This is a genomic window from Providencia sp. PROV024 (genome assembly GCF_032709665.1).
Classification (GTDB): Bacteria; Pseudomonadota; Gammaproteobacteria; order Enterobacterales; family Enterobacteriaceae; genus Providencia; species Providencia huashanensis.
Window position 1 is genome coordinate 2,626,044 of the sequence record NZ_CP120545.1, and the last position, 18,516, is coordinate 2,644,559.

Here is an 18,516-nt window from a genome sequence, read left to right on the forward strand (position 1 = left end):
GAGCCCCTTCCTATTATGATTTAGCCAATAAAGGCCCTAATGGGCGACCACCCACTAAATGCATATGAATATGGAATACCTCTTGTCCAGAATGCTCATTACAATTCATAATCAAACGATAGCCATTTTCAGCAATGCCTTCTTCTTTGGCAATTTTAGCTGCCACCGTAAATAAACGCCCTAACGCCAGTTCGTCATCCACCGTCACATCGTTTACTGTGGGGATTAATTTATTGGGGATAATTAAAATATGTGAAGGCGCTTGTGGCGATATATCACGAAATGCCGTGACAAGCTCATCTTGGTAAACGACATCCGCAGGGATTTCGCGACGAATGATTTTACTAAAAATTGTTTCTTCTGCCATATCAATTCCCTTACTAATCCAATAGTTAGTTTATATATTGTTAACAAGTTACCCGTTATTCGAGCCAACATTCAAATGAAATAAACGATTGAAATTTTGTGTTGTAATTTCAGCCATTTGTTCAACGCTAACCCCTTTCAGCACCGCCATGTATTCAGCCACATCACGTACGTATGCAGGCTGATTTTCTTTTCCACGATGCGGTACTGGGGCCAAATATGGGGAGTCTGTTTCGACCAAGATTCTATCTAGGGGCACAATACGCGCCGCTTCTCTGATTTGTTCAGCATTGCGGAATGTCACAATCCCTGAAAATGAAATATACATTCCTAAATCGAGCAATTCGCTAGCTGTCGCTTTGTCTTCAGTGAAACAGTGTAATACCCCACCACACTCACTAACTTGTTCTTCACGTAAAATTGTTAGCGTATCCTTTTGCGCAGCACGCGTATGTACGATCACGGGTTTATTTACTGCTCGGCCGATACGGATATGCTGACGAAAAGACTCTTGCTGCAATGCAGCATTCTCTTGTTGATAGTAGTAATCAAGCCCTGTCTCACCCAGTGCCACAACCTCAGGGCCGGCGGCTAATTGTGCTAAGCGCTCAAAGTCATAGCCTTCGTCTAAATTAAGTGGATGAATACCACATGAAAAAGCAATATTGTCACGTAACCCAATGAGCTTTTTCATCTGTTCAAAACCGGGCAGCGTTGTTGCCACGGCAAGCATGAAACGGACATCACGAGCCGATGCCTTAGCGATAACATCATCGACATTAGTGTGTAATTTTTCATAATCTAAACAGTCGAGATGGCAGTGTGAATCAACAACAAACATATTTAACTCTTTTTAAAATGAAGGTGAAGCCAATAAGGCTTCCCATTGTAATAATTGATTGGTCAGAATAAGTTCCTGATTAAGCGCAGGCACTGTCAATAATTGATAACGACAATGTAGCCACTGTTCATAAGCCTCCAATAATTGAGAACGGTTCATGGTACTGGCCAATTGCATAACTTGTGCAAGATGATCTTGGTTAATACAGAACGTTGTCGCACCTTGCTGTACTTTAACTGCATCGGAAAGTAAGGTTAATAACCAACTTAGGGCAGCTGAAGCTTCTTCAATATTCAATCGTGGCAATAAACTTAGCATATCCCGCGTTTGTAATGCTGTAGAGATACTTTGGCATAATGCATTCCGTTTTTGCCAAAGATGTTCTTCTAACAGAGCCAGAGCGGCTACTGGAGCACCTTGACAAAGTTTCAATGCGGTTATTGCGTGATCAACAACTACATTTGGCTGTTGTTTTTGTAACCAATACAACGCAATTTGTGGGTCAGGAGCTGGCAAAAAATGACTTAAACAACGGCTACGAGTTGTGGCAAGTAAATTCTCTGGTTTGTCACTACTTAATAGAAAATAAGTGTCTTTTGCAGGCTCTTCCAGCGTTTTTAGTAACGCATTCGCCGCAGCATCAGTGAAAGCTTCAATTCTAGGAATATACACCACTTTATTGCCACCTTGTTGAGAATGACTACTCAAGGTTTCAATTAATTTCCTAACAGCATCAACACTGACCGTTGATTTACCTTTTTCAACGTCAATAACATGATAATCGGGGTGTGTTCCTGCTAGCATTAATCTGCAGCTATGGCACTTCCCACAACTTTTCAGCCCTTCACGATCTTGGCAAATAAGCCAACGACTAATACCATAGCAAAGTGCATCGGCCCCATTTCCAGGCAAAGAATGAAGTAGTAAGGCATGGTGCCCTCGCCCACTTTGATAGTTCGCTATAATTTGCCGGTAAGGTTCATTTAACCAAGGATACCAATTCATGTTATTAACACCTTACTTTTTGCCTATCATTATTTAGCTAGCCATTGGGTCAGTGTTTGGCGAATATCATATTGTACTTGCTCAATATTTTGGCTCGCATCAACCGTCAGTATTGTTTCATCTTCCGCTGCCAGTTCAAGGTAGCGGTGACGGGTCCTTTCAAAAAAGGCTAACGATTCTTTTTCGATTCTATCTAACTCACCGCGGGACCTTGCACGTTGTAAGCCCAATTCTGGCGATAAATCAAGATACAAGGTTAATGATGGTTTAAACTCACCAAGTACCAAATCACGTAACGACTTCATTAACTGGTGGTCGATTTCCCTTCCGCCGCCTTGGTACGCCTGTGATGACAAATCATGGCGGTCACCAACAACCCATTTACCTGCGGCTAAAGCCGGTTTAATCACTGTTTCAACGAGTTGAACTCGCGCTGCATATAACATTAATAACTCAGCTTTATCGGTGACTTTATCGCCTTCAATCCCTTGTTTGATCAGCTCTCGTAGCTTTTCGGCTAGTGGCGTCCCACCTGGTTCCCGAGTGAAAACGATATCCGTAATACCCGCCTGATTAAGTGTATCTACCACCGTATTGATTGCAGTCGTTTTGCCTGCACCTTCTAATCCTTCAATAACAATAAATTGATTTTTCATTTTTTTATCATTTTTGCTGTTCAAATTGGCGATAAACTTTGACCGCCCGATTGTGTTCATTCAAGTTGCGACTAAAAGTATGACCGCCTTTACCATCTGCGACAAAATAGAGGTAATCCGTTTTAGCTGGGTGCGCAGCCGCTTTTATTGATGCCAAACTTGGCATTGCTATCGGTGTTGGCGGCAACCCATCAATTTTATAAGTATTGTACGGTGTGTAATTGTCTAAATCACTACGATAAATCTTACCATCATACTTATCACCTAGGCCGTAAATAACTGTTGGGTCGGTTTGTAAGCGCATATTTTTCTTCAAACGATTAACAAACACCGATGCAACTTGCGACCTTTCACTCTCTACACCGGTTTCTTTTTCAATAATTGAAGCCATAATCAGCATTTCATAAGCATTTTTATAAGGTAGGTCTCTATCTCGCCCTTGCCATTCTTCTTCAAGGCTACTTTGCATGCGCTTATATGCACGCTTTAAAATTTCCGTATCTTTTGTCCCCGCCGTATATAAATAGGTGTCAGGGTATAACCACCCTTCTAGTGTACCTTCACCTTTGAACCCGATAAACGCATGAAGTTCTGCTGGTGTCATCTCTGTCGATGTATGTTCTAAGTAAGGGGCATCACGTAAAATGTTACCCCAATCATTCAATCGGTTACCTTCAATAAAACGAATAGAAAATTGAGCTTCTTTACCGCTAACCACTAACGATAATAATTGTTCTACGGTCATGTCAGGTTGTAAACGGTATGTCCCCGCTTTTAATTGAGCGAGTTCCGGCCGTAATTTTAATAACCATTGAAACTCATTCCCCTGCTCAATCATATTTTCTTTGACTAGCAAGGCTTCAAATGCAACTCGCCCGGTCCCTGTAGGAACCGTTAAAATTTTCTCTTGAGTCAAGTTAATGGGGGTTTTCGCATAGTTCATGACTTGACGATATTGTAAATATACGGCAACGGCTACAACAGCAGTAAGAGTCACAGTAATCAGAATGATTTTTTTGGCTAATTTCATTTATTGACCATTTCAATAAGTGTTTAGGTAATAGTGATATAGTTTTTAGATACTAGATTTTGCAGCGCAAAAAGAGATACTCAAATAATTCACGCGACATGAATTGTAATGGCGACTGCCCTTTGCTTAACTGAATGCTTTGTACAGGTAACACTGGCATCAATGCATTACAAATAATCACTTCATCACAATAATTCAAAATAGAGGCAAACCGCTCAACTTCTTGAAAATGGTACTGACTATCTTGCAGTAGTGCTATGATCTTTTGTCTCATTAATCCATTCACACCACAATGAGATAATTTTGGGGTGTAGACTGTTTGACCAACTCGCCAAAAGACATTGGCACTACAACATTCAACGATAACGCCGTTGGTATCAAGTACGATGGCCTCATCCGCGTTATACTCATCAATTTCTTGTCTGATAAGAACTTGCTCTAACCGGTTGAGGTGTTTCATACCTGCTAATAATGGGCTACGTGCCAATGGGATCTCACTTAAGATTAACGCAGCCCCTTTACATTGTAGTTGAACATAGTTTTGTGGAAAGGGAGAAACACTGACAATCACTGTTGGTGAATTAAAGCCTCTAGAACTATAACCCCGCCCCCCTGCACCACGGCTAATTATCACCTTTAGCACCAGTTCATCTTCTACTTGCTGCGCGCAAATATGCAATAAATGCTGTTTCAGCATACCCCAGTCAGGCTGAGTTATTTTCAACCGCTGGCTGTCATGCTGCAAACGTGCAATGTGCTCATCTAACATTTTAGCTTGCTGATTAACGACATGTACGGTCGTAAAGCAGCCGTCCCCAAAAGAGACTGCGCGATCAGTTACGCTTATTTGCTGGCAAACTTGCCCATTAACCCAATATGACATTGATAATACTTATAATAAAAGCTGATAAATCAGACAGTAAACAAGATGAGTCATCATAAACTAAAGCGAATGGCTGTGCAAAGAGATGGGCAAAATAAAGCCCTAGTCACTTTCAGCGACTAGGGCTAATTAATAACGGTGATAGATTATTTACTCGCCGTGATAACGACGGAAAATCAATGAACCGTTTGTACCACCAAAACCAAATGAGTTACACAGAGCATACTCCATGTTCTCAACCTTGCGTGCATGACCTGGGACAAAGTCCAGTTTGCATGCTTCATCTGGGTTATCCAGATTAATGGTTGGTGGAACAGTTTGATCACACAATGATAAGATGGTAAAGATTGACTCAATAGCACCCGCTGCACCTAAAAGATGCCCTGTCATGGATTTAGTTGAGCTAACGAGTACATCAGTACCCTCACCAAATACAGACACAACAGCCTGTGCTTCGGCTAAGTCACCCGCAGGTGTCGAAGTACCGTGAGCATTAATATACCCTACGTCACTTGCTTGAATACCTGCATCTTTCAGTGCGTTTTCCATTGCAAGCGCTGCGCCTTCCCCATTTTCTGGAGGCGAAGTCATATGGTAGGCATCACTGCTCATCCCAAAGCCTGCAATTTCGGCATAAATTTTCGCACCACGCGCTTTGGCATGTTCATATTCTTCAAGAATAATGATACCTGCACCATCACCAAGAACAAAACCATCACGGTCTTTATCCCAAGGGCGACTTGCTGCTTGTGGGTCATCATTACGAGTTGATAACGCTCTTGCTGCGCCAAAACCCGCAACACCAAGCGGGGTTGTTGCTTTTTCAGCACCGCCTGCAACCATTACTTCTGCATCACCATAAGCAATCATACGCGCCGCATGACCAATATTATGCACACCCGATGTACAGGCTGTAGCAATAGAAATACTGGGACCACGGAAACCGTACATAATACTTAAATGACCAGCCACCATATTAATGATGGTTGACGGTACGAAGAATGGGCTAACTTTTCGAGGACCACCGTGTAATAGAGATTCACAGTTATCCTGAATTAACCCTAACCCACCAATACCAGAACCAATCGCTGCACCAATCCGAGTAGCATTGGCTTCTGTTACTTCCAACCCTGCATCTTTAAAGGCCTGAAAGCCTGCTGCGATGCCGTATTGGATAAATGGGTCCATTTTTTTCGCATCTTTACGAGAGATGCCAAAATCTTCGTAATTGAAATCTTTTACTAAGCCAGCAAATTTAGTTGCGTGGTTAATAGTATCAAAATGCTCAATTAGGCTGATACCACTCTGTCCGTCACAAACAGCTTTCCATGATGACTCAACTGTGTTGCCGACAGGAGATAACATGCCCAGTCCGGTTACGACTACACGACGCTTAGACACGTATTTCCTCCAAGGAGGGAAAAGTTACAAAGGAAACATAGGCGATCGAGTGATCGCCTAGATAAGTTTTCGTACAATTATTTAGATGCGTTGCCGACGTAATCCAACGCTGCCTGTACTGTTGTGATCTTTTCAGCTTCTTCGTCAGGGATTTCGCAATCGAACTCTTCTTCTAGAGCCATAACCAGCTCAACTGTGTCAAGAGAATCAGCGCCCAAGTCATCAACAAATGAAGCTGTATTTACAACTTCTTTCTCTTCAACACCCAGTTGTTCAACGATGATTTTCTTAACGCGTTCTTCGATAGTGCTCATACTATTAAAATTCCTATCAAAACTCGCTTTCGCGATGGTTTTCGTAGTTTATGAAATACAGGAAAAGATACAACCCAATCCCGACTGTTGGAACCATTATTTTGCATTATTTAGCGTTGGATAACACTAATAATGCAAATAGTTCCATCATTTCTTTAGATCATGTACATGCCACCATTGACATGCAATGTTTCACCTGTGATGTAAGCCGCTTCATCAGAAGCTAAAAACGCTACAGCACTGGCAATTTCTTGTGCATCACCCAGTCTATCAGCAGGAACCTGAGATAAAATGCCTGCACGCTGTTCATCTGTCAATGCTTTAGTCATATCAGTTTCGATAAAACCAGGTGCAACGACGTTGACAGTAATACCACGAGAAGCGATTTCACGAGCTAATGATTTACTAAAACCAATCAGCCCAGCTTTCGCTGCCGCGTAGTTTGTTTGCCCCGCATTTCCCATCACCCCAACAACAGATGCGATAGAAATAATACGACCATAACGTTTTTTCATCATGGCACGCAAAACGGATTTAGACAAACGGTAAACGGATGAAAGATTGGTGTCAATAACATCTTGCCATTCATCATCTTTCATACGCATCAATAGGTTATCACGTGTGATACCTGCATTATTAATCAAAATGTCAATTTCACCAAATTCTTTACGGATCTTGGTCAAAGTTTCTTCGATTGATGCTGCATCAGTCACGTTTAACGCTAAACCTTTACCTTTACCATCAAGGTAAGCGGTAATAGCTTCTGCGCCTTTTTCGCTTGTTGCGGTCCCAATAACAGTTGCACCGCGTGCGATTAAGGTTAAAGCTATCGCTTTACCTATCCCACGGCTAGCACCTGTTACCAGTGCAATTTTTCCTTCAAAGCCCATGTCTTCCTCAGCTATTTTCTAAAGCAGTGCTCAATGATACAGGATCATTGATTGCTACGGCAGTTAAATTAGAGACAATTCGCTTGGTAAGACCAGTCAATACTTTACCCGGCCCTACTTCGATAAGGTGTTCAACACCTTGATCTGCCATCAATTCTACTGTTTCCGTCCAACGGACTGGATTATACAGCTGACGGACTAAAGCATCACGAATATTTTGCGCCGATTGCTCTATTTTAACATCAACATTGTTGATAACTGGATAGTCTGGCTCACAAAAATCAATTTTTTCTAACGCATCGGCTAATTTATCAGCAGCAGGCTTCATTAATGCACAGTGAGAAGGAACACTCACAGATAACGGTAATGCACGTTTTGCTCCTGCTTCTTTACATGCAGCCCCTGCACGTTCTACTGCAGCTTTTTCACCGGCGATAACGACTTGCCCAGGTGAATTAAAATTAACCGGAGAAACAACTTGGCCTTGTGCAGATTCTTGACAAGCTTTTTCAATGGATTCGTTATCTAAACCGATAATGGCATACATTGCACCCGTCCCTTCAGGAACAGCTTCTTGCATTAATTTGCCACGTAATTCAACAAGTTTAATTGCTTGTTTAAAATCAATAACCCCTGCGCATACCAACGCGGAGTATTCACCTAAGCTATGACCCGCCATAATCGCTGGCATCGCACCATTTTTGTCTTTCCAAACACGGAAGATAGCCACGGATGCAGCTAACAATGCGGGCTGAGTCTGCCATGTTTTATTTAATTCTTCTTCTGGCCCATTTTGTACTAGTGCCCAAAGATCGTAACCCAATGCTTCCGATGCTTCAGCGAATGTCTGCTCAACTAGCTGATTTTCCTCAGCCAGTGCCGCTAACATACCTAAAGACTGAGAACCCTGTCCGGGAAATACCATAGCAAATTGTGTCATGTCTATTTTCTCAGTTAATTAAAAACGAACTAATGCAGAGCCCCAAGTGAAACCACCACCAAAGGCCTCTAAAAGCACCAGTTGACCACGTTGAATACGGCCATCTCGAACCGCTTCATCCAAAGCGGTTGGAACTGATGCTGCAGAAGTATTACCATGACGGTCAAGGGTGACAACAACTTTATCCATTGTCATATCTAACTTTTTAGCCGTCGCAGATATAATTCTTAAATTTGCTTGATGTGGCACTAACCAATCAAGTTCTTCTTTTGCAATACCACTTTCAGTCAATGTTTCATCAACAATATGGGCTAATTCGCGCACTGCAACTTTAAATACTTCATTACCCGTCATCGTTAAATACGCTGGGTCTTCAGAACAGCGACTGCGGTTAGGCAATGTTAATAAATCACCATAACGACCATCCGCATGCAGATGAGTAGAAATAATACCCGGCTCTTCAGATGCACCAATAACTACAGCCCCTGCTGCATCACCGAATAAAATAATAGTACCACGGTCTTCAGGGTCTAATGTTTTTGATAATGCATCAGCGCCAATCACCAAGGCTTTCTTCGTCATACCTGTTTTGACAAACTGATCCGCAATGCTGATTGCATAAGTAAAACCAGCACAAGCTGCGGCGACATCAAAAGCAGCGCAATCATTAATACCTAACAGTTGCTGGATTTGGCAAGCTGCGCTTGGAAAGGCATGCGTCGCTGATGTTGTTGCAACAATAATCAAGCCTATTTCAGCCGCCTCAATTTGAGCCATTTCTAGCGCATTTTTTGCAGCATGTAACCCCATCACTGAGACACTTTCGTCTTCGTTTGCAATTCTTCTTTCGTGTATTCCAGTGCGTGTCACAATCCACTCATCAGAAGTATCAACCATTTTCTCCAGATCAGCATTGGTGCGCACTTGCGCTGGCAAGTAGCTGCCTGTTCCTAAGATTTTACTGTACATAGCCATAGGTTATTGATCACTCCTGGGTAAAACAATATTTAGTCGCGCTGTTATTCTTTCTGGGACTTGCTTTTCAACAGCTTGTACTGCGCGGTCAATTGCGGCTTTAAAAGCGCCTTCATTCGCTGCACCATGACTCTTGATGACAATACCTTTTAATCCTAACAGAGTCGCACCATTATACTGGTCGGGGTTCATATCCCCAAAACGCTTCATTAAACGTTTTTTTAGCCATTTTTTCGCCAGTTGCATCAACCAACTGCGTTTTTTATTTTGATCACTTGATGATTTTATCAATGAAAGGATCACTCGGATGACACCTTCCATTGTTTTTAAAGAGACGTTACCTGCGAAGCCGTCACATACTAATACATCAGTTTTGCCTGTCAGTAATTCATTACCTTCTACATAACCAATATAGTTAATTGACGTTGTTTCTTTTAACACGGAGGCGGCTTCGCGGATATTATCTAGCCCCTTGCTCTCTTCTTCGCCAATATTGAGCAAAGCGACTCTTGGTTTAGAAATATTGACCACTTCTTCGGCCATAACTGAACCCATTACAGCAAATTGCACTAACATATCACTACTACAATTGACATTAGCGCCTAAATCAAGCACAACCGTTTGGCTTTTTTGCTGATTAGGTAAGATGGTCATTAACGCAGGACGTTCAATGCCGTCTATCGACTTTAACATCAATTTAGCTAACCCCATCAGTGCACCGGTATTGCCTGCACTCACGCACGCTTGTGCCTGCCCAGTTTTTACCAACTCCAAAGCCACTCGCATTGACGTCCCCTTACTTTGTCTTATGGCATTCGATGGCTTAGCATCATTTGCGATAACACCGTCCGCAGGGATTATTTCGACACGCGAAAGTTGCTCTGCACGACATTGTGCAAGCAAAGGTTGAATGGCATCGGGTTGACCGACTAGCAGTAATTTTAGCGCTGGATTAGATGCCAGTGCCTGCAATGCAGCAGGCACCGTGACGCGGGGACCAACATCCCCGCCCATAGCATCTAACGCAATGGTTAGATTAGCCAAGGTAACAACAAATTACTTGCTGATAACCTTACGGCCACGGTAGTAACCATCTGCAGTCACGTGGTGACGCAGGTGAGTTTCACCGGAAGTTTTATCTACAGAAACTAGGGTAGCAGTCAGTGCATCATGTGAACGACGCATACCGCGTTTTGAACGAGTTGGTTTATTCTGTTGTACGGCCATTGACCTTACTCCTTAAGTACTTTTCTTTAAACTGGCTAATACGGCAAATGGGTTTGGTTTTTCTGCCTCAGGAGGCAGTTCGCCAAAGACCATATCCGCTTCGGACACTTCACAGTGTTCAGAATCATGAACCGGAACCACTGGTAAGGAAAGAATTATTTCATCTTCTATCATTCCCAGCAAATCTATTTCACCAAATTCATCAATTTGAATTGGCTCGTAGAGCTCCGGTAATGCTTCGGCCTTTTCGTCATTGACGACAGGACTAAAACAATACGATACGTAGACATGATGCTTGAAATCAGTTCTGCAACGTTGACATTTTAAGGTGACATCCACTTGGGATTTCCCCTCAATGACAGTCAAACGCTGATTATCAATTTTAAATGATAATTCGGTTTCTACATCACTATCTACACTGACTACTGATTCGGCAATACGTGTAACTTGCTCAGGTGTATAACTCCCGACATAGTCGAGGTTTTTCTGAGCTGCACGCTGCGCATCGATAGTCAGGGGTAATTTTACCTTTTGCATAAGGCGCGCATATTAACTTTGTAATGAGCTATAGTCAAAGAAAAAGGCGGGGTAAACTCGCCTTTTCACCAAAAAATCGCAGGTTTTGCGTTTTATAGTTTAAAATGAGTTAACCCTTTTGGCTACGAGTTTCGAGAAAAATCATGAAATCGATTATTTTGGCGTCAACTTCAGAGTTCCGACAAACCTTGCTAAAAAAATTAGGATTACCTTTTTTAGCGGTTCCACCTAACATTGATGAATCGCCTATTTTACATGAGTCGGCTCAAGAACTGGTCATGCGGTTAGCCCATGCAAAAGCCGCCGCTTTGGCGAACCAATACCCACAACACCTCATCATTGGTTCCGACCAAGTCTGTGTCATTGATGGAAAAATAGTTGGCAAACCTCATAGCTTTGATAACGCCTTCAAACAATTACAAGCCGCATCAGGAAATAAAATTACCTTTTATACCGGTTTATGTTTACTTGATACTGAAATAGGTAAGTTTGATGTGCAATGTGAATTATTCGATGTCTATTTTCGCCAACTAACGGATGACGAAATCACTCATTATTTGCATAAAGAAGAACCTTTCCAGTGTGCTGGTAGTTTTAAATCTGAAGGATTGGGTATTGCTTTGTTTGAACGGCTCGAAGGAAGAGACCCTAATACATTAATCGGGTTACCTATCATATTGTTATTAGAAATGTTGAGAAAGTGCGGTGTTAACCCCCTAAGCGACTAACTAAATAGAGCATGGCGCAGTGACAGGGGTTCACTCTCTGTCACTGCCAAAACTATTAAATTGCTGTTTTACGGTTACGCAACACTTTTAAGCAACGGGTTAACCCTGCATCCATAGGTGCCTGTAAGCGCATTTCTTCCCCTGTATTTGGGTGTGTGAATTTCAGCGCACTGGCGTGCAGAAATAAACGGTTTAAACCTGTATCCGCCAATTGGCTATCAAATTGCCTGTCACCATAGCGGTCATCAAATGCAATGGGATGCCCCGCGTATAAAGTATGTACACGGATTTGGTGAGTACGCCCTGTCACTGGGCTAGCCTTAATTAAGGTTGCATTTTCAAAGCGCTCTTCAACTTTGAAACGCGTTTCTGAAGGCTTACCTTCACTGTTAACTTTTACTACTCGCTCACCACTTTGGAGGATATTTTTTAGTAGCGGCGCTTGAACGACCTTAGTATGCGACTGCCAATTTCCTCGAACTAGCGCTAAATAATCTTTTTGCATTTGCTTTAAGCGCAATTGTTCGTGTAATGCCCTAAGGGCTGAGCGTTTTTTGGCCACCAATAAAATACCTGATGTATCCCTATCAAGGCGATGAACTAACTCAAGAAAACGAGCTTCTGGGCGTAGCGCTCTAAGCCCTTCAATCACCCCAAAACTGAGCCCACTTCCGCCATGTACCGCCGTTCCAGAAGGTTTGTTCAGCACTAAGATATAATCATCTTCAAATAAAATACAGTCAGCAAGCGCTGCCACTTTCCCTAATTTAGCTGATACTGGCGCTGTTTCACGCTCAGCAACCCTAACTGGCGGTACGCGAACTTGGTCCCCTTCCAGCAATTTATATTCTGGTTTTATCCGCCCTTTGTTAACACGCACTTCCCCTTTACGGATAATGCGATAAATCATACTTTTTGGCACACCTTTAAGTTTGGTGAGCAAAAAATTGTCGATGCGTTGCCCAGCTTCGTCATCGCTGATCTCAATAAATTGAACTTGGTTTTGTATATTCATTCGGGAATGCGTTAACTCTAATTGATTAAAATATGCTCTTATTCGCTCTCTCTATCATACCGACTCCACAAAATTTTTTATCTTTTTTTTTAATTTGTCTATTTTCTGGCTGATTTATCCTATTTCTAAATAAAATTTCCATATAACTTCCGTATCGACTTGCTATAATGTCTATGGCAATGGAATAATACGAAGTCGCCGAAATGTTTAAAAAACGAAAATTGGCGTTATATAGGATTTCTTATTTGATGACGTAACAATGCAGCAATGGCGTAAGACATTTAGCAACATCAAATAAATTAGCGAGCAACGAATTTTAGCTTATTGGGTTAGGAACTTCCGTTTTCAATAACATACGGCATCCTGATTAAGAACGCTGAATTTTTAATCTAAAAATCAGGTTCACCGAATACTGCGCGTCTCTATACGAACGACTGCCGCGAGGCAGACGGTTTTGTAAAAATCACGAGGCCATCGGTTTACAGTAGCTCATTCTTTCGCTGCTCTTTATTTAAAGAAAATAATTGAGTAAGTAATAACATGAAAAGAATGCTAATAAACGCAACTCAACAGGAAGAGTTGCGTGTTGCCCTTGTTGACGGGCAACGTCTTTATGATCTGGATATCGAAAGTCCAGGTCATGAGCAAAAAAAGGCCAATATTTACAAAGGTAAAATCACCCGCATTGAACCCAGTCTTGAAGCCGCATTTGTTGACTACGGCGCTGAAAGGCACGGTTTCCTTCCTATCAAAGAAATCGCTCGTGAATACTTCCCAAGCAACTACCACTCTCAGGGCCGTCCTAACATTAAAGATGTGTTAAAGGAAGGCCAGGAAGTTATTGTCCAAGTTGATAAAGAAGAACGAGGCAATAAAGGTGCAGCACTAACGACCTTTATTAGTTTGGCTGGGAGCTATTTAGTTTTAATGCCAAATAACCCTCGCGCAGGGGGGATTTCCCGTCGTATTGAAGGTGAAGACCGTACAGAACTTAAAGAAGCTTTGTCTTCTTTAGAAATTCCAGACGGTATGGGGTTAATTGTCCGTACTGCAGGTGTAGGCAAATCAGCAGAATCACTGCAACAAGATTTACTTTATCGCTTACGCCATTGGGATGCTATCCAAAAAGCGGCTGAAAACCGCCCTGCACCGTTCCTTATTCATCAAGAAAGTAACGTTATTGTTCGTGCGTTCCGTGATTATCTACGCCCTGACATTGGTGAAATTCTTATTGATAACCCGAAAGTGGTCGAAATGGCTCGTAACCATATTGAAGCTATCGGTCGCGGTGATTTCGCCAGCAAAATTAAACACTATAGTGGTGATGTTCCTTTATTTAGCCATTATCAAATCGAGTCGCAAATTGAGTCTGCATTCCAACGTGAAGTTCGTTTGCCTTCAGGTGGCGCATTAGTCATCGATACGACTGAAGCATTAACCGCTATCGATATCAACTCCTCACGGTCAACCCGTGGCGGTGATATCGAAGAAACTGCATTCAATACCAACTTAGAAGCGGCTGATGAGATTGCTCGCCAGCTACGTCTACGTGACTTGGGCGGTTTGATTGTCATTGACTTTATCGATATGACACCGGTTCGCCATCAGCGTGAAGTTGAAAATCGTCTACGTGAAGCCGTACGACAAGACCGTGCGCGCATTCAAATTGCACGTATTTCTCGTTTCGGTTTACTGGAGATGTCACGTCAACGTTTGAGCCCTTCTCTTGGTGAGTCAAGCCATCACGTCTGCCCTCGTTGCATGGGGACAGGGACAATTCGTGATAACGAGTCACTATCGTTGTCTGTGCTTCGTCTTATTGAAGAAGAAGCCTTAAAAGAGAATACCCATGAAGTACACGCGATTGTGCCAGTCCAAATCGCGTCTTATCTACTAAACGAAAAACGCAAAGCAGTCAGTGATATTGAACAACGCCAAAGCCATGTGCGTGTGGTGATTGTCCCTAATGACCAAATGCAAACGCCTCACTTCCATGTGATCCGTATTCGTAAAGGCGAAGAAGTTAACACTCTAAGCTACAATTTAGCGCAATATCATGAGACAGAAACGTTAAATCAAATTGATGAAACGACTGCAGAGCGTAAACTTCCTGAGCAACCAGCGATTTCGGCTTTTGCCCTGCAAGAACCTGTCGACATGCCTGCGGTGAAACCTAAAGAAACCGTTTCAAAAACCCCAGCAAAACCCGTGACAACAGAGCAGGCAACGCCAGGCTTATTCAGTAAAATTGCGGCCTTCTTCAAGAAGCTATTTGGTGAGGAAGAAGAAAAGGTGGTTGAGAAACCAGCACCGAAACCTCGCAATAATAATGACCGCCGCCGTAATAACGATCGTCGTCGTAACAATGATCGCCGTAATAATAACCGTCGTGACCGCGATGATAATGAAAATCGCGAAACTCGCGACAATCGCAATAATCGTAATGCGACTGCGGATGAAACCAACAATCGTAATAAAGGCCGTAATAATAAAAATACGAGCCAACAAGATGAGCAAACAACTGATAGCAACAATCGCGATAATCAGCAACAACGTCGTGAGCAACGTGCAGAGCGTCGTCGCCGTCAGGACGAAAAACGTCAGCAACAAGCTGCAAAAGCACAACAAGATGCTCAACAAGATAACGTCGAAAATGTTGCGGAGAAAGAGGAACAACAACGCCCTGTTACACCTCGTCGCCAACGTCGCCAGTTATCACAGAAAATCCGTGTTACCGATAACGACCAAGTTGTAGATTCGGTTGAAACATCACAGGAAGTGGTGGCTACGCAACCTCTTGCCGCATTGCCTGTCGTTGTAACGCCTGTCAATCAGTCTGAAGGTGAAGTTAAAACAGATGACCTGCAAGGCGTAAACACTCAAGCAGATGACGAAGAAAAGCAAGACACCATCATTCCTCGTCGTTCACGTCGTTCGCCACGCCACTTACGCGTAAGTGGGCAACGTCGTCGTCGCTACCGTGATGAGCGTCATTTGAATAAGTCGCCAATGCCATTAATCGCTGCGGTTGCCTCACCTGAACTAGCATCAGGTAAAGTATTTATTCATTATCCTATCGCCCAACCACAACAAGAAGGTATGGCGATCATTACTAATGAAGAAATGCTGGAACAACAAAGTGTTGATGAAGCCTCTTCGGCTGAAAAAACAAAAGTGACAGCGTCACAATCAGAGGTTATTGTTCCTGCTGTAACGGCTACCGCTGTTGAGGTTGCTCAGGTAGAAGTATCAGAAACGGTTGCATCCCCTGTTGTGGAAGCTGAAGTTAAAGCCCCTATCGATGAACAACCAGTAGAAGCAGTACCTGTTGAGATTGAGGCCGTTGAAGTGACTCAATCTGAAAACACACTAACTGAAACTACAGCAATCATCGAGAAAGCGCCTGAAACAACAGAGCAAGTGATTGAGTCTCCTGTTGAATCTGTTGTTAAGTCAGAAACAACTGAGCTCGTTGTAGAAGAAGCTCCCGCTCAAACTGAATCTGTTGATGAAACTGTGACTCAATTCGTTGAAGAAACATCAACGTCTGAGGTTATCGTTGAGACAGCAAAAGAGCCCGTAATAGTTAAAGAGGTTGAACCCGTTAAGGTCACCGAATCAACTGTTGTCGCTGTAAGCTTACATAAACGCCATGCGTATTCACCAATGACTAAAGCGCCTGCCCCTGAAACTTCGGGTGCGCCATTTGAAATTAAAGAATACCTACGCGATGCCTCAACCTTTGAAGGTAAAGGTGGCGCAGGTGGCCATGTTGCTTCAAACGTCGCAACCTCTGAAATGGCAAAACCTGCTGATTTCTAAGAACTAGCTAGCTGTAAACATAAAAGCCTTGATAGGAAACTATCAAGGCTTTTCTTATTTACAGCTGATTTTTATAAAGAAGTTTTTAATACTTACGGTGACCTAGGCGGCAAACTAAACGAGGCCCTAAGAGCATACATCAGTATGTGACTAGGGCGAGTGTGTGAAACCAACAACGCTACATCCCTAAATAAAGTACAAGTAGAATACCTAAATAAATTTCAAGTAAATTAATCCTCTATATAGTTCGACTTGTAGCTAGGCGGCAAACTAAACGAGGCCCTAGGAGCATACATCAGTATGTGACTAGGGCGAGTGTGTGAAACCAACAACGCTACATCCCTAAATAAAGTACAAGTAGAATACCTAAATAAATTTCAAGTAAATTAATCCTCTATATAGTTCGACTTGTAGCTAGGCGGCAAACTAAACGAGGCCCTAGGAGCATACATCAGTATGTGACTAGGGCGAGTGTGTGAAGCCAACAACGCTACAAGGTGAAATATGACGAGGATTTTTAGAACCAAGGTGCTTGGATCATCACCGAACCATAGAACAGCGCACGGCCGGCCAATTCTCCGCTAAAAATCGCCAACATCACCAAAACCATTACCATAACCGATGGTCGTTCCTTATATGCTTTCATTGCCACAATACATGGCAATAGCATACTCATTACAACTTGCCACCATAGTAAATAGCTTCCTCCTTGGCTAGCGGGTAATTGCAAGCGAATGATTTGCGCAGCTAATACCAACATAACACCTATCAGCACCCCTACTTTGATAATGGATAGTAATGGTTTCCCTTGTCCAATAACGAATAAGGCAACTAGACTAAAACCAAGGACAATCGCACTACCAATGAACGCGATTTGCGTCGCTGGCGTGTGCCATAATGGATGCGCAACCATTTGATAATACACTTGTGCAGTTACAAAAATAGCCGCAATACCACCAAGAGCGCTTAACCAGCCAAGTAACTGATTTCGCACATTCACTTGGGGTGATACCCAACACGAGAGTGCCCATAACGTGACAAGACCATTTAATAAAATAAATGTCACCGCTTCACGGCTCAACCATGAATGGCTTAACCCAAGTATGGAGCGATACGCTTCTAGTGGTACTCCCAAATGCCCCATTGACATAGAAGAGCCGATCACCTCGATTAACCAAATCGCTAATACTGCTCTGCGTAGCACTCCGCCTGATAAAATATTTTCCTTGCTAGCATTCATTTGATAAATAGTTAATGCAAGAATAGCGCCAATTCCCCACTGGCTCATTACCGTAAAAAATACCAGAGGAAGTTCCATATATTTAATATCCATGATTAATCCTCCATACCAATAATCACAATATTTGGATTGCTGATAGTGTGGTCTGGCATGTTGTAACGTTGTTCTAACAGCGTCCAATTTGTTGTGTGTTTTTTACGTAGTTCTGTAATTTCACCGAATTCGATAGCCCCTGTTGGACAAGATTCCACACACCTTGGTAATAACCCTTCATCTAACCGTTCCGCACACATATTACATTTACTGGTTTTACCTTCTACTGGGTCAAATACAGGCGCGTGATATGGGCATGCCATAATACACATCTGGCAACCTATGCACTTTTCATGGTCTTGGACGACTATGCCATCTGCTCGTTTTGTATAGGTATCCGCAGGGCAAACCTTTAAGCATTGAGGGTCATCGCAGTGATTACAAGACATCGTAATAAATGCTTGGGTATTTGGAGCATCACTATTAAACTCACGAACTCGGCGCCAAAGTACTCCTGGTGGTGTCACATTTTCCGACTTACACGCCATTGAACAAGTACGGCAACCGTAACAATCTTTAGTATTGATTAAAAAACCATATTGTTTAGCCATGA

General features: G+C 42.7%; 19 protein-coding genes. 2 read left to right on the forward strand and 17 right to left on the reverse strand.

Translation table 11 applies throughout. The features are described from left to right. Positions 1-13 precede the first annotated feature (13 nt). The 14 genes from hinT to yceD form a co-directional block, all read right to left on the reverse strand. Complete coding sequence (gene hinT / locus P3L56_RS12195; protein WP_042843448.1) at positions 14-367, reverse strand: purine nucleoside phosphoramidase; 354 nt, start codon at positions 365-367, stop codon at positions 14-16. Positions 368-415: 48 nt separating this feature from the next. Further along, positions 416-1,207: a metal-dependent hydrolase gene (locus tag P3L56_RS12200; RefSeq protein WP_042843447.1), complete on the reverse strand. Its 792-nt coding sequence runs from the start codon at positions 1,205-1,207 to the stop codon at positions 416-418. Between the two features lie 12 nt (positions 1,208-1,219). Then, positions 1,220-2,212: a DNA polymerase III subunit delta' gene (holB, locus tag P3L56_RS12205; protein ID WP_048607416.1), complete on the reverse strand. Its 993-nt coding sequence runs from the start codon at positions 2,210-2,212 to the stop codon at positions 1,220-1,222. 29 nt (positions 2,213-2,241) lie between these two features. Then, on the reverse strand, positions 2,242-2,868 hold the full coding sequence (gene tmk / locus P3L56_RS12210; RefSeq protein WP_042843445.1) for a dTMP kinase: 627 nt from the start codon (positions 2,866-2,868) through the stop codon (positions 2,242-2,244). Positions 2,869-2,875: 7 nt separating this feature from the next. After that, positions 2,876-3,898 (reverse strand): endolytic transglycosylase MltG, encoded by a 1,023-nt coding sequence (gene mltG, locus P3L56_RS12215; RefSeq protein WP_042843444.1) that lies wholly within the window; start codon positions 3,896-3,898, stop codon positions 2,876-2,878. Between the two features lie 52 nt (positions 3,899-3,950). After that, positions 3,951-4,781: an aminodeoxychorismate lyase gene (gene pabC / locus P3L56_RS12220; protein WP_071548161.1), complete on the reverse strand. Its 831-nt coding sequence runs from the start codon at positions 4,779-4,781 to the stop codon at positions 3,951-3,953. Between the two features lie 150 nt (positions 4,782-4,931). Then, a complete protein-coding gene (gene fabF / locus P3L56_RS12225; RefSeq protein ID WP_042843442.1) occupies positions 4,932-6,182 on the reverse strand; it encodes a beta-ketoacyl-ACP synthase II in 1,251 nt (416 codons plus the stop codon). Positions 6,183-6,259: 77 nt separating this feature from the next. Beyond that, positions 6,260-6,496: an acyl carrier protein gene (gene acpP, locus P3L56_RS12230; RefSeq protein ID WP_042843441.1), complete on the reverse strand. Its 237-nt coding sequence runs from the start codon at positions 6,494-6,496 to the stop codon at positions 6,260-6,262. Between the two features lie 155 nt (positions 6,497-6,651). Then, positions 6,652-7,386: a 3-oxoacyl-ACP reductase FabG gene (gene fabG / locus P3L56_RS12235; protein WP_048607423.1), complete on the reverse strand. Its 735-nt coding sequence runs from the start codon at positions 7,384-7,386 to the stop codon at positions 6,652-6,654. A 7-nt stretch (positions 7,387-7,393) separates the two neighbouring features. Continuing rightward, entirely contained in the window at positions 7,394-8,326 is a 933-nt protein-coding gene (fabD, locus tag P3L56_RS12240; RefSeq protein ID WP_042843439.1) for an ACP S-malonyltransferase, read from the reverse strand. A gap of 18 nt (positions 8,327-8,344) precedes the next feature. Then, on the reverse strand, positions 8,345-9,295 hold the full coding sequence (locus tag P3L56_RS12245) for a beta-ketoacyl-ACP synthase III (protein ID WP_042844304.1): 951 nt from the start codon (positions 9,293-9,295) through the stop codon (positions 8,345-8,347). Between the two features lie 9 nt (positions 9,296-9,304). Continuing rightward, positions 9,305-10,345 carry a phosphate acyltransferase PlsX gene (gene plsX, locus P3L56_RS12250; RefSeq protein ID WP_071548163.1) on the reverse strand — a complete coding sequence of 347 codons (1,041 nt, stop codon included), beginning with the start codon at positions 10,343-10,345 and terminating at the stop codon, positions 9,305-9,307. A gap of 12 nt (positions 10,346-10,357) precedes the next feature. Next, positions 10,358-10,528, reverse strand: a complete 171-nt coding sequence (gene rpmF, locus P3L56_RS12255) for a 50S ribosomal protein L32 (RefSeq protein WP_006660802.1) — start codon at positions 10,526-10,528, stop codon at positions 10,358-10,360. Between the two features lie 12 nt (positions 10,529-10,540). Next, positions 10,541-11,065, reverse strand: a complete 525-nt coding sequence (gene yceD, locus P3L56_RS12260) for a 23S rRNA accumulation protein YceD (protein ID WP_048607428.1) — start codon at positions 11,063-11,065, stop codon at positions 10,541-10,543. Positions 11,066-11,208: 143 nt separating this feature from the next. On the opposite strand from yceD, the gene P3L56_RS12265 reads away from it, so the two are divergent. Next, complete coding sequence (locus P3L56_RS12265; protein WP_129466068.1) at positions 11,209-11,793, forward strand: Maf family protein; 585 nt, start codon at positions 11,209-11,211, stop codon at positions 11,791-11,793. A 55-nt stretch (positions 11,794-11,848) separates the two neighbouring features. Here the strand turns inward: P3L56_RS12265 and rluC are convergent, their stop codons facing one another. Continuing rightward, positions 11,849-12,808: a 23S rRNA pseudouridine(955/2504/2580) synthase RluC gene (gene rluC, locus P3L56_RS12270; protein WP_071548165.1), complete on the reverse strand. Its 960-nt coding sequence runs from the start codon at positions 12,806-12,808 to the stop codon at positions 11,849-11,851. A 540-nt stretch (positions 12,809-13,348) separates the two neighbouring features. Between rluC and rne the strand changes: the two genes are divergently transcribed. Beyond that, entirely contained in the window at positions 13,349-16,630 is a 3,282-nt protein-coding gene (gene rne / locus P3L56_RS12275; protein WP_210831374.1) for a ribonuclease E, read from the forward strand. Between the two features lie 517 nt (positions 16,631-17,147). On the opposite strand, the gene P3L56_RS12280 is transcribed toward rne, so the two are convergent. Next, a complete protein-coding gene (locus P3L56_RS12280) occupies positions 17,148-17,963 on the reverse strand; it encodes a dimethyl sulfoxide reductase anchor subunit family protein (protein WP_071548167.1) in 816 nt (271 codons plus the stop codon). Positions 17,964-17,965: 2 nt separating this feature from the next. Beyond that, entirely contained in the window at positions 17,966-18,514 is a 549-nt protein-coding gene (locus P3L56_RS12285) for a 4Fe-4S dicluster domain-containing protein (protein WP_173424793.1), read from the reverse strand. Between the last annotated feature and the right edge of the window lie 2 nt (positions 18,515-18,516).

Bases quoted from the DNA above. Each gene is read 5' to 3' on its own strand.
- hinT (WP_042843448.1), bottom strand. From the start codon at position 367: ATGGCAGAAGAAACAATTTTTAGTAAAATCATTCGTCGCGAAATCCCT.
- P3L56_RS12200 (WP_042843447.1), bottom strand. From the start codon at position 1,207: ATGTTTGTTGTTGATTCACACTGCCATCTCGACTGTTTAGATTATGAA.
- holB (WP_048607416.1), bottom strand. From the start codon at position 2,212: ATGAATTGGTATCCTTGGTTAAATGAACCTTACCGGCAAATTATAGCG.
- tmk (WP_042843445.1), bottom strand. From the start codon at position 2,868: ATGAAAAATCAATTTATTGTTATTGAAGGATTAGAAGGTGCAGGCAAA.
- mltG (WP_042843444.1), bottom strand. From the start codon at position 3,898: ATGAAATTAGCCAAAAAAATCATTCTGATTACTGTGACTCTTACTGCT.
- pabC (WP_071548161.1), bottom strand. From the start codon at position 4,781: ATGTCATATTGGGTTAATGGGCAAGTTTGCCAGCAAATAAGCGTAACT.
- acpP (WP_042843441.1), bottom strand. From the start codon at position 6,496: ATGAGCACTATCGAAGAACGCGTTAAGAAAATCATCGTTGAACAACTG.
- fabG (WP_048607423.1), bottom strand. From the start codon at position 7,386: ATGGGCTTTGAAGGAAAAATTGCACTGGTAACAGGTGCTAGCCGTGGG.
- fabD (WP_042843439.1), bottom strand. From the start codon at position 8,326: ATGACACAATTTGCTATGGTATTTCCCGGACAGGGTTCTCAGTCTTTA.
- P3L56_RS12245 (WP_042844304.1), bottom strand. From the start codon at position 9,295: ATGTACAGTAAAATCTTAGGAACAGGCAGCTACTTGCCAGCGCAAGTG.
- rpmF (WP_006660802.1), bottom strand. From the start codon at position 10,528: ATGGCCGTACAACAGAATAAACCAACTCGTTCAAAACGCGGTATGCGT.
- yceD (WP_048607428.1), bottom strand. From the start codon at position 11,065: ATGCAAAAGGTAAAATTACCCCTGACTATCGATGCGCAGCGTGCAGCT.
- P3L56_RS12265 (WP_129466068.1), top strand. From the start codon at position 11,209: ATGAAATCGATTATTTTGGCGTCAACTTCAGAGTTCCGACAAACCTTG.
- rluC (WP_071548165.1), bottom strand. From the start codon at position 12,808: ATGAATATACAAAACCAAGTTCAATTTATTGAGATCAGCGATGACGAA.
- rne (WP_210831374.1), top strand. From the start codon at position 13,349: ATGAAAAGAATGCTAATAAACGCAACTCAACAGGAAGAGTTGCGTGTT.
- P3L56_RS12280 (WP_071548167.1), bottom strand. From the start codon at position 17,963: ATGGATATTAAATATATGGAACTTCCTCTGGTATTTTTTACGGTAATG.
- P3L56_RS12285 (WP_173424793.1), bottom strand. From the start codon at position 18,514: ATGGCTAAACAATATGGTTTTTTAATCAATACTAAAGATTGTTACGGT.